The sequence below is a fragment of the Bordetella genomosp. 5 genome, from assembly GCF_002261475.1.
Taxonomy (GTDB): domain Bacteria; phylum Pseudomonadota; class Gammaproteobacteria; order Burkholderiales; family Burkholderiaceae_B; genus Bordetella.
The window spans coordinates 184,010-198,636 of record NZ_NEVN01000011.1; the positions used below are offsets into that span (position 1 = coordinate 184,010).

Below are 14,627 nucleotides of genomic sequence, written 5' to 3' on the forward strand. Positions count from 1 at the left end.
CATGTCCGCTTCGCCCTGGTACCGCGCCACGCCCGATGTCGGCGAGCTCTCGCCCGAGGTCGCGCAACGCGCGCTCGAATGGCTCGTCGACCTGCAGGACGCCCCGGCCTGTCCGGCGCTGCTGCAAGGCTGGCAGAGCTGGCGCGCCGCGCATCCCGATCACGAACGCGCGTGGCAGCGCATCGAATCCGTACAGCGCCGCCTGCAGCCGCTCTCCGGCCCGGGGCCTGCCGGCCTGGCGCAAGCGGCGCTCGCCGCCCCCCGTAACGGCGCGCCGCGTGCGCCGGATCGCCGCCGCGCGCTCAAGGCGCTGGCCGTCATGGCGATCGCCGGCGGCGCGGCATGGCAACTGGAGCCGAGCGTGCCGTGGCGCCGCTGGGCCGCCGACTTCCGCACGGTGGCGGGCGAACGCCGGCGCGTCGTGTTGGCCGACGGCACGCAGGTCACGCTCAATACCGGCAGCGCGATCGACGTGCGCTTCGACGCCCGGACGCGCCGCGTGGCCCTGATCGCGGGCGAAATCCTCATCGTCACCGCGCGCGACACCGAGGCCGCGTCGCGGCCGTTCCTGGTGGAGACCGAGCACGGCACCGCGCGCGCGCTCGGCACCGAATACGCCGTGCGTCGCCACGACGAAGGCACCGAGGTCAATGTGTTCGCCGGCGCCGTGCAGGTGCGGGCCCGTCTCAACAACGATGAGACGCGCGTGCTGCATGCGGGCCACCGGGCCTGCTACAACGCGCGCGCCATCAACGACGACGGCCCCACCGACGAGACCAGCGTCGCCTGGAAAGATGGCTTCATCGTGGCGCGCGGCATGCGCCTCGATGCCTTCGTGGCGGAGCTGGCGCGCTACACCGACCAGACCCTCGTCTGCGACCCGGCCGTGGCCGCCCTGCGCGTGTCGGGCTCGTTCCCGGTGGCCGACGTCGGCATGGTGCTCGACACCGTCAGCGCCACGCTGCACATCCGCACCGAGACGCGGGCACGCTTCTGGCGCGACGAACGCCACCTGCTGCCGGCCTGAGGTGCCGTCGCGCCGCCGTTACAAAATAATCGGCCCGGCCCTGATCCCTTTTTGAATCTCGCGGGTCATGTCAGATGACACCTCCCCTTTTCGTCTTCCCGAAGGCACTGACATGACGCAAACCCCGGCCACCCGGCGAGCCGCCCCCCGCCTCTTCCAGCGCACCGTGCTGGCCTGCGCCACCGGTCAGCTGCTGCTCGGCGCCCTCGCCGGCACCGCCGGCCTGGCCGTGCCGCTGGCGGCCCATGCGCAGGCAGCACCTTCCCGCGCCTACGACATCCCGGGCGGCACGCTTGAAGACGTGCTGGGCCGCTTCGGCCGCGAATCCGGCATCATGCTGTCGTTCACCCCCGAGGTCACGAGCGGCTTGCGCAGCCCCGGCCTGAAGGGCAGCTACACCGTGCGCGGCGGCCTCGACGCCCTGTTGGGCAGCACCGGCATCGCCGCCACCCGCCAGGCCAACGGCAGCTACGTCCTCAACCGGATACAGACGGGAGACGCCGCGACGCTGCCCACCGTGACCGTGGCCGCCAGCGTGGCGGACGGCCTGCAGCCCGCCTATGCCGGCGGCCAGATCGCGCGCGGCGGCAGCCTCGGCGTGCTCGGCACGAGCGACGTGATGGACACGCCGTTCAGCACCGTCAACTTCACCGCCCAGACGCTCGACAACCAGCAGGCCCGTTCGCTCGGCGACGTGGTCGTCAACGACTCGTCGGTGCGCATGCTGACCGGCAGCGGCGGCTTCGGCGAAGAATTCCAGATCCGGGGCTACAACGTGAACGCCGGCGACGTCGGCGTGAACGGCCTGTACGGCATGGCGTCGGGCAGCCGTATGCCGGCCGCCATCATGGAACGGGTCGAGTTGCTCAAGGGCCCCGGCACGCTGATGAACGGCATCGGCCCCAACGGCAGCATCGGCGGCAGCATCAACGTCGTGACCAAACGCGCCGGCGACGATCCGCTCACCCGCGTGACCGCCACCTACGAAAGCAAGGCGCAGTTCGGCGGCCAGCTCGACATGGGCCGCCGCTTCGGCGAGAACAAGGAATGGGGCGTGCGCGTGAACGGCGCCTACCGCAATGGCGAGACCGGCATACGCGGCAGCGACCAGCAGCTGGGCCTGGGCGCGCTCGCGCTCGACTACCGCGGTTCGCGGCTGCGCTGGTCGCTCGACGCCTACGATCAACGCGAACACATCGACGAGTTCCGTCCGCAGGTGGCCTTTCTGCCGAACCTGACCAGCCTGCCCTCGGCGCCCTCGGCCCGCGAAAACTTCTATCCGGGCACCAATCTGCAGCTGCGCGACACGGCGGTCATGTCGCGCCTCGAATACGACATCACCGATCAGCTCACGGCCCACATCGCGGGCGGCTACCGCTACGGCACGTCGGACCAGGATTTCCCTGGCACCGTGTGGGGCTCGCAAGTCGACCGGAACGGCGACTTTCGCGTGCAGAACGCTTACTACGATGCCTATTCGCACTCGCGCACCGCCGACGTCGGCCTGCGCGCGCGCTTCGATACGTTCGGCGTCAAGCATCAGCTCAGCCTGAGCGCCACGCGCCTGGAGCAGCAGATCGGCTATGCCTACGCCACCTCGCTCACGAGCGCCCCGTCGAACATCTACGACCCGGCGCCGCTGCCGCCCATGAGCGGCGACCGCGAGTCGCCCTCCAAGACCTCGAAGAACGAGCTCACCAGCTTCACGCTGGTCGACACGCTGTCGTTCGCCAACGATCGCGTGCTCATCACCGGCGGCCTGCGCCAGCAGCGTGTGCGCACCGACAACTTCAGCATCGCCACGGGCGAGCGCACTTCGTCGTATGACGAGAGCGCGATCTCGCCGTTGGCCGGCTTCGTGGTCAAGCCGCTGGAAAACGTGTCCGTCTATGGCAACTTCACCGCGGGCCTGTCCAATGGCGGCACCGCGCCCGCCGGCACGGCGAACGCCGGTCAGGCCTTCGCGCCGTCCAAGTCCAAGCAGTACGAAGCCGGCGTCAAAGTCGACTGGGGCAGCATCATCACCACGGCCTCGGTGTTCCAGATCGATCGCCCGAGCGGCATCACCAACCTCGCCACCAACACCTACAGCCTCGATGGCGAGCAGCGCAATCGTGGCGTCGAGCTCTCGGCCATCGGCGAAGTCACGCGCGGCCTGCGTGTGATGGCGGGCACCACGTTTTACGACGCCAAGCTCAAGCGCACCAACGGCGGCCTGAACGACGGCAACAAGGCCAACAGCGTGCCGGACTACACCTTCAGTCTCGGCGTGGACTGGGACACGCCGTGGGTCCAGGGCCTGAGCCTGAACGCTCGCGCCATCCACACCTCGTCCACGTACTACAACGCCGAGAACACCGCCAAGGTGCCGTCCTGGACGCGCTACGACATCGGCGCGCGCTACGCGACCGACATCGCCGGCCGCGCCGTGGTGTTCCGCGCCAACGTCGAAAACCTCTTCAACAAGAGCTACTGGCTCTCGAGCAGCAGCTCGTATGCGACCGTCGCCGCGCCGCGCACGTTCCTGCTGTCGGCCCAGATCGATTTCTGATCGCCGCGGTGGCTTGCTCGAACGAAAGGGGCCGCGAGGCCCCTTTTTCATGCATGTCGCCGGACGCGCGTGTCAGCGGCGCGGCAGCGCCACGGTCAGGACACCGTTGGCGACCGCCAGCATCAGCGGCGGATTCTGCCAATCGACCGGTAGCGCGACGCGCCCCGATCGCACGGGCTCGCGCGTTTCGCCGTCGGCGGTCCAGGTGCTCTGGTGGGCCTCGAACAGGATGTGGCCGTCATCGGTGACGCTCAGCGGCCGCGTGAAATACGGCGTGATGCTGCCGCCCACGGCCGGGCGGATGGCCGCCTCGACATGGGCGCGCAGCGAAAACCAGCGGCCCGCATGCCACGCATGCCAGAGCCCCTCGTCCGGCACCATGGCCTCGTTCAATCGATAGCCCCGCACCACCACGCATTGGCCGCCGGGGCTTTCGAACACCTCGTCGAGCGCAAGCACATGACGCTGGCTCTCGGCGCCATCCAGCGTGAGCGCGTAAGGCGGCGCGCCCGCCAGCCGCAGCGGATGCGGGGTCAGGCGCAGATCATTGGGCAGCAGCAAATGCGCGGCGAGACGATGGCCGCGCGGCGTTTCGAGCCTCAGCATGGACGACGGCGGATGGCGCGTCGCCGCGTGGTTTTCGGGCAGCCACAGGCCGCGGAAAGGCTGGAACGCGATGACGTGGCCGGCGGCCTCGAAGCAGGCACGGGTCTGGGCCGCATCGCCGTGCAGACGCCGGTACAGCACGTCGGCCGGACCGGCGTCGGCCTCGAGCACCGCCATCCGCTTTTGCGCGGGGCTGTAGATGGCCACGCGCTCGGCGGCGTGCTCGACCAGCACCAGACCGACCCTCAGCCCCGCGGCATCGGGCGCCGCATAGCCCGCGGCCGTGCCGTCCACCACCGCTCCATCGCTGAGCATCCAGCTGATGGCGACGGGCCCACCCATGCCGATCTCGTGCTCGCTCAGCGCCGTGTCGCCCCGCGGCTCCGGCCCCACGGGCGCCCATTGCGCCGCGGACCGCAGACGCGCGCCGCCATGCGGTGCGCCATCGGGCACGACGCCACAGGCGCGATCGATGCGGTCGGTCAACACCGACAGCCCGATCAGCACCGCGAAGGCGCCGACGGCACCCTCCGCCGATTGCAGCAACAGGAACACCAGGCCCGATACCAGCACGGGCAGGAGTTTGAACCAGACGCGATAGCGCAACCAGAGCTGTGACATGGCGCACATCCTAGCAAGATTCCGGCGGCCGACCCACCGCGTGGCGCGCGCGGCGCCGCCGAATTTGGCAGAATGAAAGCCCCTTTCCGCCAGCGAGCCGTCATGCCCCACCCCGCCGTGCGCCTGTCTTCCCTCCTCCGTCTCATCGCGCCGTATGGCGCGAAACCGGCATCTGCCCATGCCTCGCGCCACCCGGCGCGCCGCGCGGGCGTGGCGCTCGCCCTCGGCGTGGGCATGACGCTGACGGCGGGGCTGGGCCTGCCCGGCGGCGCCCACGCGCAGACGGACGATGGCGCCATGGACGCCGTGGGCGTCACCGAGGCCGATGGCAGCCTCACCACCTACAGCGATCCTTTCTGCGCCGGCTATGCCGTGGCGTTCGCCGCCAACGGCGGCGACAAGACGCTCACCCCCGAGTGCCCCGAAGAGCCCGTCGAGCCGCTGTCCCTGTCGGGCCACGCCAAGGGCGAACGCGCCGGCAAGGCCTCGGCGCAGGCCTTCCAGCAGTTCATGAAGCAGCAGGCGGCGGTGCGCCAGAAGCGCCCGGAGCAGATTTTTCTGCCGGGCTTCTACGATAAATCGCGCGACATCTGGGCGACGTCGGAACCCGGCATGTATCGCGTCACGAGCTTCGACGGCGGACGCTTCGCGGTGGTCAACCGGGAAGACGTGGGCCTGGGCGTCGTCGACAAGACCGGCGCGCTCATCGTGCCGATCGAATACCCGCAGATCGGCTTCGAGCAGGGCGAAACCTTCATCACGGCGCAGAAGGACGGCAAGACGGTCGTCTTCGACGGCCAGGGCAAGGTGATCGTCCCGGCCCGTTACGAGCGCGTGCTCATCCTCGACAAAAACTATCTCATCGCGCAGAACGACGGCCGCAACGAGGTCTACGATCCGCAGGGCAAGCTGCTTTTCGCGCTCGACAAAGACGTGATCCCCGCGGGCGAAGGCCTGTTCTGGTTCATGCAGGAGCCCCAACGCTGGGGCCTCGTGGATGGCGCCGGCAAACCCGTGGTCAAGCCCGAGTTCACTTACACCTCGAGCTTCCAGAAGGGCAAGCTCACCTCGCAGAAAAGCGACGGTGAAAACTACACCATCTTCGCCAATGGCAAGGTCGTGAAGCAGCCCTGAGCGCGGCGCCCGGGCTCAGGGCGCGAGCGAAGCGGCGCGGTCCGGGTTGAGAAACGATGGCCCGGCCGACGCCGGCCGGGGATATCGCGCGGCCCGCGCGCCTGCGTGGCCGCGTCAGCCCGGAATCGTGAGGCCGCGCGCCACGGCGGGACGGGCGACGAAGGCGTCGAGCACGCGTTGCACGTGGCTGAACTCATCGAACGCGACGAGTCCACCGGCGCCGTAGAAACCGACCAGATTGCGCACCCACGGGAAGATCGCGATGTCGGCGATGGTGTACTGATCGCCCATCATCCATTCGCGGTCGTGGAGGTGCTTGTCGAGCACGCCGAGCAGCCGCTTGCTCTCGGCCACGTAGCGGTCGCGCGGGCGCTTGTCTTCGTAGTCTTTGCCGGCGAACTTATGAAAGAAGCCGAGCTGGCCGAACATGGGGCCGATGCCGCCCATCTGGAACATCACCCATTGCAGCGTCTCGAAGCGGCCGGCATCGTCTTTTGGCATGAAGGCGCCGGTCTTGCTCGCCAGATACACCAGGATGGCGCCCGACTCGAACAGACCGAAGGGTTTGCCGCCGGGCCCGTTGGGGTCGAGGATCGCCGGGATCTTGTTGTTGGGGCTGAGCGACAGGAACTCGGGGGAGAACTGATCCTGCGTGTCGAAGCTGACCTTGTGCACCTCGTACGGCAGGCCGGTTTCTTCGAGCATGATCGATGCCTTGACGCCATTGGGCGTGGGCAGCGAGTAGAGCTGAATGCGGTCGGGGTGGCTGGCGGGCCACTTGCGGGTAATGGCGAAGGTATCCAGGGCGGTCATGCGAGGGGTCTCCCGTAACGGCGGCGGTGTGCCGGACCTCGCGAAATCATAATCCTACCCGCCCGCCGCGCGTGCCAGCGTCTGGCGCAAAATGGCGGGGATCACGCCCCCCGACCCCAGCAGCATCGCCTCGAGCTGGGTTTCGACGGCGGCCGTGGCCTCGAACCGCAGTTCCTCGCCATTCGCGCGCATTACGGTCACCGGCACGCGCACGCGCGGCGCGATCTCGTGCGCCTCGACCCGGATCCGGTCACCCGGCCGCAGATCCAGCGCGTCCGGGCCGAACGACGCGGGCAGCCGCAGCGGCAATACGCCCATACCGATCAGATTGGAGCGATGAATGCGCTCGAAGCTCGACGCCAGCACGGCGCGGATACCGAGCAGCCGCTGGCCCTTGGCCGCCCAATCGCGCGACGAGCCGGTGCCGTAGCGTTCGCCCGCCACCAGCACCACCGGCTCGCCCGCCTCCCGATGCCGTCGCGCCACCTCCCACAGCGGCAGCACCTCGCCCGACGGCGCATGCACGGTGTGCGCCACCGGTGCGCCGGGCGCCAGCCGGTTCACGAGCGTTTTGCTGTGAAACGCGCCTCGCAGCATCACTTCCCAGTTGCCCCGGCGCGATGCGAACACGTTCAGGTCGTCGCGCTGCTCGCCGCGTGCCACCAGGAAGTCGGCCACCAGGCTGTCTGGCGGGATCGCGCTCGCCGGTGAGATGTGGTCCGTGGTGATGTCATCACCCAGCACCAGCAGCGGATAGGCCTCGTATCGGCCCAGCTGCGACCCGTGGTCCAGCGCGGCGAAGGGTGGCCGGCGCAGCGTGGTGGAGGCGGGATCCCACGGGAAACGTGGGCTGTCACTCGTCGTCAGCGCATGCCAGCGCGGGTTGGCCTGGGCGAGCGTGAAGCATTGTTTGAAGTCATGCGGATCCAGTGCCTGCGCCAACACCCGCGAGATCTCTTCGTGCGTGGGCCACAGGTCCACCAGCAAAACGGCGCGGCCATCCGCCGTATGGGCCACCGGCTCGTCGCGCAGATTGCGCGCCGCATCGCCCGCCAGCGCATACGCGATCACCAGCGGCGGCGACATCAGAAAACCCAGTTCGAGATCGGGATGAATGCGGCCGGGAAAATTGCGGTTGCCCGACAGCACCGCGACGGGCCGCACCTCGCCCGCGCGCGCGGCGTCGACGATCTCGTCGGGCAAGGCGCCCGAGTTGCCGATGCAGGTCGTACAGCCATATCCCACGATGTCGAAGCCCACCGCGCCCAGATCGTCCAGCAGGCCCGCGCGGGCCAGATAGGCCGCGGCCGCGGGCGATCCCGGTCCGAGCGAGGTCTTCACCCACGCCGGCACGCGCAGCCCGAGCGCGCGTGCCCTGCGCGCCACCAGCGCCGCCGCGATCAGCAAGGCCGGGTCGGAGGTGTTGGTGCAACTCGTGATGGCCGCGATCGCGACCGGATGACGGGGCAGTCGAGCCGGCGTGCGGGGCGACGTATCGAGCCCCGCCAGCGTGGCCGGAATGCGGGCGATCTCGAGCAGATCCTGCGGCCGGCGGGGGCCGGCGGCGTGCATGCCGATCGCCGCGAGGTCGATCTCGACGACCCGCGTATAACGCGGCCGCGCGGATGGATCGAACCAGAGGCCGGTGCGCTGCGCATAGGCCTGCACGCGCTCGACCGCCGCCGCGCCCCGCCCGGTCTGGCGCAGATAATCGAGCGTGCGCGCATCGATCGGAAAGTAGCCGGTCGTGGCGCCATACTCGGGCGCCATATTGGCCACCACTGCGCGCTCTCCGGCCGACAGCGTGGCCACGCCCTCGCCAAAAAACTCCACGAACTCGCCCGCGACACCGATGGCCCGCAGCCGCTGCGTGACCACGAGCGCGAGGTCCGTCGCCATGACGCCCGGCGCCAGCCGCCCCGCCAGCGCCACGCCGACCACATTCGGGATCCGCAGCATCGTCGGCATGCCGAACATCACGGTCTGCGCCTCGAGTCCGCCCACGCCCCAGCCGAGGACGCCGATGCCGTTGATCATCGGCGTATGGCTGTCGGTCCCGATCATCATGTCGGGCATCGCCCAGCGCCGGCCCTGCGCGTCCGTCGCGGTGGTCACGACGGTCGCAAGCTGCTCCAGATTGAGGGTGTGCATGATGCCGGTGCCCGGCGGATGAATCCGCACCCCGGTGAGCGCGCGCGACGCCCAGCGCAGAAAGCGATAGCGCTCCTGGTTGCGCCGGATCTCGATCGCGATGTTTTCGTCTGCGGCATCCGGGCGCGCGTAGGCCTCGACCGCCAGCGAATGATCGACCGACACATCCACCGGCAGCACCGGGTTGAGCAGCGCCGGATCGGCGCCTGCCTCAGCCAGCGCGTCGCGCATGGCGGCGATATCGACCAGCGCGGGCGTGCTGGTGGTGTCGTGCATCAGCACGCGGGCCGGCTGGAATGCGATTTCGGCTTCGCTGTCGCCGGTGTCGAGCCAGTCGAAAAGCCCGCGCACCGCCACGTCGCGCTCGGCCCCCGTGGTGTTGCGCACGACGTTTTCGAGCAGCAGCCGCAACACGACCGGCAGGCGGGCCAGCCTGGCCCCGCACAGGGCCGGCAGATCGACGATCAGATGCGGCTCGCCGTCCAGGTCCAGGACGGCGGGCGGGTAGGCGGAGGTCTCCATCCGGCAAGTATTGCATTTTGAACGCTACAAATGCAATCTGGGATCCTACTCGCCTGCGGAGAGGCCGCGGCCGCGCGTCAGTGCCGGATGTCAGTCAGGAAGCGCTGCGCGCGTTCCGTCTGCGGGCGCAAGAAGAATTCTTCCGGCGCTGCGGTCTCGACGATCCGACCGGCATCCATGAACCACACGGTGTCCGCCACCTCGCGCGCAAAGCCCATTTCATGGGTCACGCACACCATGGTCATGCCCTCCGCGGCGAGCGACTTCATCACCTGCAGCACTTCGCCCACCATCTCGGGATCGAGCGCGCTGGTCGGCTCATCGAACAACATCACGGGCGGATTCATCGCCAGCGCCCGCGCGATGGCCACGCGCTGCTGCTGGCCACCCGAGAGCTGCGCCGGATAGGCATCCGCCTTGTGCGCCAGGCCAACGCGGTCGAGCAGGCGCATCGCCGTCTGCTGCGCCTCGGCGCGCGTGGCGCGGCCCAGCATCTGCGGCGCCAGCGTGAGGTTGCCCATCACGTCCAGGTGCGGAAAGAGGTTGAACTGCTGGAACACGAAGCCGATATGGCTGCGCAGCTCGTCTACCCCGCGACCGCGGTCGTAGATATCGCGGCCGTCGAGCTCGATGGTGCCCTTCTGGATCGGCTCCAGACGATTGAGCGTGCGGATCAGCGTCGACTTGCCCGAGCCGGACGGGCCGCAGACCACCACGACCTCGCCCCGGCGCACGTGCGCGCTCACGTCGGCGAGCGCGTGGTAGTCGCCATACCATTTGTTCACATTGGAAAGCTTGATCATTGCGGTTGCACCACGGGCGGAGCCGGTCTGGCGCTGCGGCGCCGGCCGATGCGCCGTTCGGCCAGCCGCGCCAGCCCCGTCAGGCCGAGATTGAGGAAGAAGTACGTGAGGGCCAGCAGACCGAACACCTCGAACGGCCGCGTGAGCAGCAGGGTGTTGATCTGATTGGCGGCGTAAGTGAGCTCTTGCACGCTGATCACATAAGCGAGCGAGGTTTCCTTGACCGTCGAGATGAACTGGCTGAGCATGCTGGGCAGCATGCTGTAGAGCGCCTGCGGCAGGATGATGCGGCGCATGGTCTGCATGCGCGACAGCCCCAGCGCGCGGCCGGCTTCTTCCTGGCCCGGCGGCAGCGCCTGGATGCCGGCGCGGATGATCTCGGCCAGGTACGCGCTTTCGTAGCAGACCAGCGCGACCACCATCGTGGTGGTGCCCGCGACCGGCCGGCCGATCACGAGCGGCACGAAGAAATACGCCCAGAAGATGAACATCAGGAGCGGCAGGCCTCGCACGAAGTACACCAGCGCCGTCGACGGGATATAGAAAATGCGCAGCGGGCTGACGCGGCCGAGCGCGAGCAGCACACCGCAGGGCAGCGCGAGCGCGAGGCTGATCGCAGCGAGGCCCAGCGTCGCCACGAGGCCGCCCATTGGCCCGTGGGGATACTGCCCGACCAGCAACAGCAGCCAGTTGTCCTGGAGAATCTCGAGCATGTCAGCGCACTCCCAGCGGACGATAGCGGCGCTGCAGCAGGACGCCTCCCGCCATGATCAGACCCGACAGCAGCAGGTAGATCACCGTCACGACGGCGTAGGCCTCGAAGGTGCGGAATGTCGTGTTGTCGATCTCGCGGCCGACCGCCGTGAGTTCGATCACGCCCACCGCCATCGCGAGGCTGGTGTTCTTCACCAGCAACAGCGTCTGGTTCAGCAGCGGCGGGATCGCGATGCGAAACGCCTGCGGCAACACCACCTTGCGCATGGTCTGCAGAAACGACAGACCCAGTGCCCGCGCGGCTTCGACCTGCCCGGGCGGGATGCCCCGCACCGCGCTGCGCAGGTCTTCGCAGATGTATGCCGACATCACCATGCCGATGGCGATGCACGACATGATGAACTCGCTGCCGTGGCTGTTGAGCCAGTCTGTGATGCCCTGCGGCAGCAGCGCCGGCACGCCGAAGTACCAGAACATGATGTGCACCAACATCGGCACATTGCGGTGGAACGCCACGTAGAGCGAGACCACGCCGTGAGCAATGGGCGAGCCGGTCAGCCGGACCACGGCCAACAGGCTGCCCACCACGAAGGCCAGGATCCAGGCGCACAACGCCAGGGCCAGGGTCGTGCCCAGCCCCCGGATCAGCCAGTCCGTGTACTCGCCCTGGAAGATGGCGCCGAAATTGAAGACATATTGCATGGTGACACCGCGCCGGCGCGCGTCCTCAACCCTTGATGGGCTCGATGCGGAAGTCGCGCTTCATGCCGTACGGCGTGCTCGGGCCGAACCATTTGTCGAACACCTTGAGCGCCTGACCCGAACTCTCCATGCCGTCGAGCACCTTGTTCACCTGGTTCAGCATGGCGGTATCGCCCTTGCGCACGCCCACGCCCCACGGCTCGACGAACAGCGCCGGCTCCAGAATCTTGACCGGCACGGCGCCGCTGGCGGCCTGCTGACGCAGCTTGACCAGCATCAGCTCCGATCCCACGAAGCCGCTGACCTTGCCCTGCTGCAGCGCCAGGAAGGCACCGCTCGGATCCTTGAACGGCACCGGATCGACATTGGGAATATGTTTGCGCGCGCCCTGCTCCGACGACGAACCCCGCACCGCGCTCACGCGCTTGCCGGCCAGATCCGCGGACGACTTCAGCGCGGTTTCGGACTCACGCGCAAGGATCTTCTGCAGGCTCACGAAATGCTGATGCGAATAGTCGATCTGCTCCGCACGCTGCGGGCTCCAGCCCAGATTGGCGGCCACCACGTCGACGCGGCCCGCGATCAGCTCGGGGATACGCGCCTCCACGGCGATCAGCTTGAGCTCGAGCGGCACGCCCAGGCTGTCGGCGATGGCCTGGCACACATCGACCTCGTAGCCGACGATGGCGCGGGTCTTGGGATCCTGGAAGCTGAACGGCTCGGCCGTGCCCATGGTGCCGCAGATGAACTTGCCGCGCGACTTGATGTCGGCCAGCGTATCGGCGTGTGCGGTCGCGCCCAGGGCAGCGCCCGCCAGCGTCAGGATGCAGACGATTTTCTTCATGTGTATTCCCCTTGCAGTGGTTTTTGTACGTGTTGCGGTGAGTGCTGCGGGTGCTGCTTGAATGCGTTGTGCAAGTCGCGCCCGGTTGGGCCGGGCCCGGCTGTCAGGCGAGGTTGGCGCAGGCCTGCGCGATACGGCGGCAACCTTCTTCGATACTGTCGAGATCGGTGGCGAAGCTCAGTCGCAGATAAGGCGACAGGCCATATGCGCCGCCGTCGAGCACGGCCACGCCGGCTTCGTCGAGCAGGTACATGACCACGTCCAGATCGCTCTGCAACACCGCGCCGGCCGGGGTGCGCTTGCCGATCAGGCCGGCGACGCTCGGATAGACATAGAACGCGCCCTGCGGCGCCGGACAACGGATGCCCGGAATCGCGTCGAGCAGGGCCACGATACGGTCGCGGCGCTGGGCGAAAATCGCGGCAAACTCGCTCACGCAGGTTTGATCGGCCTGCAGGGCGTGCGCGGCGGCGGCCTGGCTCACCGCGCTGACGCAGCTGGTGCTCTGCGAAATCAGCGTGGCCATGGCCTTGATCAGCGCTTTCGGACCGCCGGCATAGCCCAATCGCCAGCCCGTCATGGCGTAGGCCTTGGACACGCCGTTGATGGTCAGCGTGCGCTCGGCCAGGGCCGGCACCGCGGCGGCCGGCGAAACATGGCGCGCGCCGCCGTAGGCCAGATGCTCATAGATCTCGTCGGTCAGCAGCCATACGTGCGGGTGGCGCTCCAGCACCGCCGCGAGCGCGCGCAGCTCGTCCGTGTCGTACATCGCGCCGGTCGGGTTGCCAGGCGTGTTCAGCAAGAGCCACTTGGTCCGCGGCGTGATCGCACGCTCGAGCGCGGCGGGCGTGAGCTTGAAGCCGGTTTCTTCGCCGCAGGTGACGATCACGGGCGTGCCGTCGTTCACCAGCACCATGTCGGGATACGACACCCAGTAAGGCGCGGGCACGATGACTTCGTCGCCCTGCTCCACCGTCGCGGCCAGCGCCGTATAGATCAACTGCTTGGCGCCGACGCCCACGATGAGCTGATCCAGACCGTAGTCGAGACCATTCTCGCGAGAAAACTTGGCCTGCACGGCCTGCAACAGCGCGCGTGTGCCGGTGGACGCGGTGTACCGCATGCCATCGCCACGCAGGGCCGTCACGCCGGCCTGCACGATGTGCGCGGGTGTCGGCATGTCGGGCTCGCCCACCGTGAAGTCGACGATGTCGCGTCCTTGCGCGCGCAACTGATCGACGCGCGTCTTGGCCGCCATGCTGGGCGAAGGTTTGATGGCGCGGGCCCGCGCCGCAAGAGCCAGCGTGGCGCTCATGCCAGCCCCCGCGCGGCGAACGCCGCCTGCATCCAGCTCTGCTCGCGCACGCCGGTGGCGATTTCGGCCATGATGCGCGCCTCTTTGGCGGCATGCGCGTGGGCCGCCTCGATCAACGCCTCGGCTTGCTCCACCGGAAAGCTGACCAGCCCGTCTTCGTCGCCGACGATCAGATCGCCCGGGTTGATGACCTGGCCGCCGATCGACACCGGCACATTGACCTCGCCGGGGCCGTCCTTGTAGGGGCCGCGATGAATGTGGCCGCGGGCATAGCACGGAAAGCTGTCGCTCTCGAACGCGCCCACATCGCGGATGGCGCCGTCGACCACCACACCCGCACAGCCGTGCTGCTGCAGGTAGCGCTTCATGATCTCGCCGAGCACGGCATTAGACAGGTCTCCGCCGGCATCGATCACCAGCACGTGGCCCGGCTGCAGCTGGGTCATGGCCTTGTAGATCAGCAGGTTGTCGCCCGGCCGGGTCTTGACCGTCAGTGCGGTGCCGACCAGCTTGCCCTGGCGGTTGTAGCGATGCAGGCCCGCGATGCCTTCGCGGCGCGCGAGGTTGTCGCTCAAATGCGGCGTGACGATGTCGGCGAGCGCCGCCAGGACGCTGGCGGAGGCGACGGGAGAAGGGGGCAGGATGCGGGAGCCGTTCAGCGGTGAGGCCATGGATCGGGGAGTGTCGAGGGACAGTGAATTCGCAAAACGAGAGCACGCAGCCCTCGGCCAGGTGCACATGTTGCGAGCTTTCCGGCCGGGGAAAAAGGGATTAAATTTCCGGACGCTATATCGATTTTCGGAATATAGGGGTTAGTACTTATG

Annotated in this window: 12 protein-coding genes; 3 read left to right on the forward strand and 9 right to left on the reverse strand. The window is 68.3% G+C overall.

Annotation, left to right across the window (positions count from 1 at the left end; all coding sequences use genetic code 11):
- Nucleotide 1: 1 nt before the first annotated feature.
- Both CEK29_RS20370 and CEK29_RS20375 read left to right on the forward strand, forming a co-directional pair.
- Complete coding sequence (locus tag CEK29_RS20370; protein ID WP_094804198.1) at nucleotides 2-1,027, forward strand: FecR domain-containing protein; 1,026 nt, start codon at nucleotides 2-4, stop codon at nucleotides 1,025-1,027.
- A gap of 112 nt (nucleotides 1,028-1,139) precedes the next feature.
- The gene (locus CEK29_RS20375) at nucleotides 1,140-3,578 is read left to right on the forward strand and encodes a TonB-dependent receptor (protein ID WP_176456944.1); all 2,439 of its coding nucleotides are present in this window, start codon (nucleotides 1,140-1,142) and stop codon (nucleotides 3,576-3,578) included.
- Between the two features lie 72 nt (nucleotides 3,579-3,650).
- Here the strand turns inward: CEK29_RS20375 and CEK29_RS20380 are convergent, their stop codons facing one another.
- Nucleotides 3,651-4,805: a hypothetical protein gene (locus CEK29_RS20380; protein WP_141218367.1), complete on the reverse strand. Its 1,155-nt coding sequence runs from the start codon at nucleotides 4,803-4,805 to the stop codon at nucleotides 3,651-3,653.
- Nucleotides 4,806-4,907: 102 nt separating this feature from the next.
- Here CEK29_RS20380 and CEK29_RS20385 point away from each other — a divergent pair, with 102 nt between their 5' ends.
- Nucleotides 4,908-5,939, forward strand: a complete 1,032-nt coding sequence (locus tag CEK29_RS20385; protein ID WP_217903894.1) for a WG repeat-containing protein — start codon at nucleotides 4,908-4,910, stop codon at nucleotides 5,937-5,939.
- A 114-nt stretch (nucleotides 5,940-6,053) separates the two neighbouring features.
- Here CEK29_RS20385 and CEK29_RS20390 read toward each other — a convergent pair whose 3' ends face one another.
- From CEK29_RS20390 to CEK29_RS20425, 8 genes are all read right to left on the reverse strand, one after another.
- Nucleotides 6,054-6,752: a glutathione S-transferase N-terminal domain-containing protein gene (locus CEK29_RS20390; RefSeq protein ID WP_094859161.1), complete on the reverse strand. Its 699-nt coding sequence runs from the start codon at nucleotides 6,750-6,752 to the stop codon at nucleotides 6,054-6,056.
- Nucleotides 6,753-6,806: 54 nt separating this feature from the next.
- Complete coding sequence (gene acnA, locus CEK29_RS20395) at nucleotides 6,807-9,425, reverse strand: aconitate hydratase AcnA (RefSeq protein WP_094859162.1); 2,619 nt, start codon at nucleotides 9,423-9,425, stop codon at nucleotides 6,807-6,809.
- Between the two features lie 77 nt (nucleotides 9,426-9,502).
- The gene (locus tag CEK29_RS20400) at nucleotides 9,503-10,228 is read right to left on the reverse strand and encodes an amino acid ABC transporter ATP-binding protein (RefSeq protein ID WP_094859163.1); all 726 of its coding nucleotides are present in this window, start codon (nucleotides 10,226-10,228) and stop codon (nucleotides 9,503-9,505) included.
- On the reverse strand, nucleotides 10,225-10,941 hold the full coding sequence (locus CEK29_RS20405) for an amino acid ABC transporter permease (RefSeq protein WP_094859164.1): 717 nt from the start codon (nucleotides 10,939-10,941) through the stop codon (nucleotides 10,225-10,227). Before CEK29_RS20405 ends, CEK29_RS20400 begins: the two co-directional genes overlap by 4 nt.
- Before the next feature lies 1 nt (nucleotide 10,942).
- Nucleotides 10,943-11,644, reverse strand: coding sequence for an amino acid ABC transporter permease (locus CEK29_RS20410; RefSeq protein ID WP_094804209.1), 702 nt, complete (start codon nucleotides 11,642-11,644; stop codon nucleotides 10,943-10,945).
- A gap of 25 nt (nucleotides 11,645-11,669) precedes the next feature.
- Complete coding sequence (locus tag CEK29_RS20415; protein WP_094859165.1) at nucleotides 11,670-12,488, reverse strand: ABC transporter substrate-binding protein; 819 nt, start codon at nucleotides 12,486-12,488, stop codon at nucleotides 11,670-11,672.
- A gap of 103 nt (nucleotides 12,489-12,591) precedes the next feature.
- Nucleotides 12,592-13,803 (reverse strand): aminotransferase class I/II-fold pyridoxal phosphate-dependent enzyme, encoded by a 1,212-nt coding sequence (locus CEK29_RS20420; RefSeq protein ID WP_094804213.1) that lies wholly within the window; start codon nucleotides 13,801-13,803, stop codon nucleotides 12,592-12,594.
- Nucleotides 13,800-14,474 (reverse strand): RraA family protein, encoded by a 675-nt coding sequence (locus CEK29_RS20425; RefSeq protein ID WP_094804215.1) that lies wholly within the window; start codon nucleotides 14,472-14,474, stop codon nucleotides 13,800-13,802. Before CEK29_RS20425 ends, CEK29_RS20420 begins: the two co-directional genes overlap by 4 nt.
- Between the last annotated feature and the right edge of the window lie 153 nt (nucleotides 14,475-14,627).

What these genes read in the sequence shown, in the direction of transcription:
- CEK29_RS20370 (WP_094804198.1), top strand. Translation starts at nt 2, where the DNA reads ATGTCCGCTTCGCCCTGGTACCGCGCCACGCCCGATGTCGGCGAGCTC.
- CEK29_RS20375 (WP_176456944.1), top strand. Translation starts at nt 1,140, where the DNA reads ATGACGCAAACCCCGGCCACCCGGCGAGCCGCCCCCCGCCTCTTCCAG.
- CEK29_RS20380 (WP_141218367.1), bottom strand. Translation starts at nt 4,805, where the DNA reads ATGTCACAGCTCTGGTTGCGCTATCGCGTCTGGTTCAAACTCCTGCCC.
- CEK29_RS20385 (WP_217903894.1), top strand. Translation starts at nt 4,908, where the DNA reads ATGCCCCACCCCGCCGTGCGCCTGTCTTCCCTCCTCCGTCTCATCGCG.
- CEK29_RS20390 (WP_094859161.1), bottom strand. Translation starts at nt 6,752, where the DNA reads ATGACCGCCCTGGATACCTTCGCCATTACCCGCAAGTGGCCCGCCAGC.
- acnA (WP_094859162.1), bottom strand. Translation starts at nt 9,425, where the DNA reads ATGGAGACCTCCGCCTACCCGCCCGCCGTCCTGGACCTGGACGGCGAG.
- CEK29_RS20400 (WP_094859163.1), bottom strand. Translation starts at nt 10,228, where the DNA reads ATGATCAAGCTTTCCAATGTGAACAAATGGTATGGCGACTACCACGCG.
- CEK29_RS20405 (WP_094859164.1), bottom strand. Translation starts at nt 10,941, where the DNA reads ATGCTCGAGATTCTCCAGGACAACTGGCTGCTGTTGCTGGTCGGGCAG.
- CEK29_RS20410 (WP_094804209.1), bottom strand. Translation starts at nt 11,644, where the DNA reads ATGCAATATGTCTTCAATTTCGGCGCCATCTTCCAGGGCGAGTACACG.
- CEK29_RS20415 (WP_094859165.1), bottom strand. Translation starts at nt 12,488, where the DNA reads ATGAAGAAAATCGTCTGCATCCTGACGCTGGCGGGCGCTGCCCTGGGC.
- CEK29_RS20420 (WP_094804213.1), bottom strand. Translation starts at nt 13,803, where the DNA reads ATGAGCGCCACGCTGGCTCTTGCGGCGCGGGCCCGCGCCATCAAACCT.
- CEK29_RS20425 (WP_094804215.1), bottom strand. Translation starts at nt 14,474, where the DNA reads ATGGCCTCACCGCTGAACGGCTCCCGCATCCTGCCCCCTTCTCCCGTC.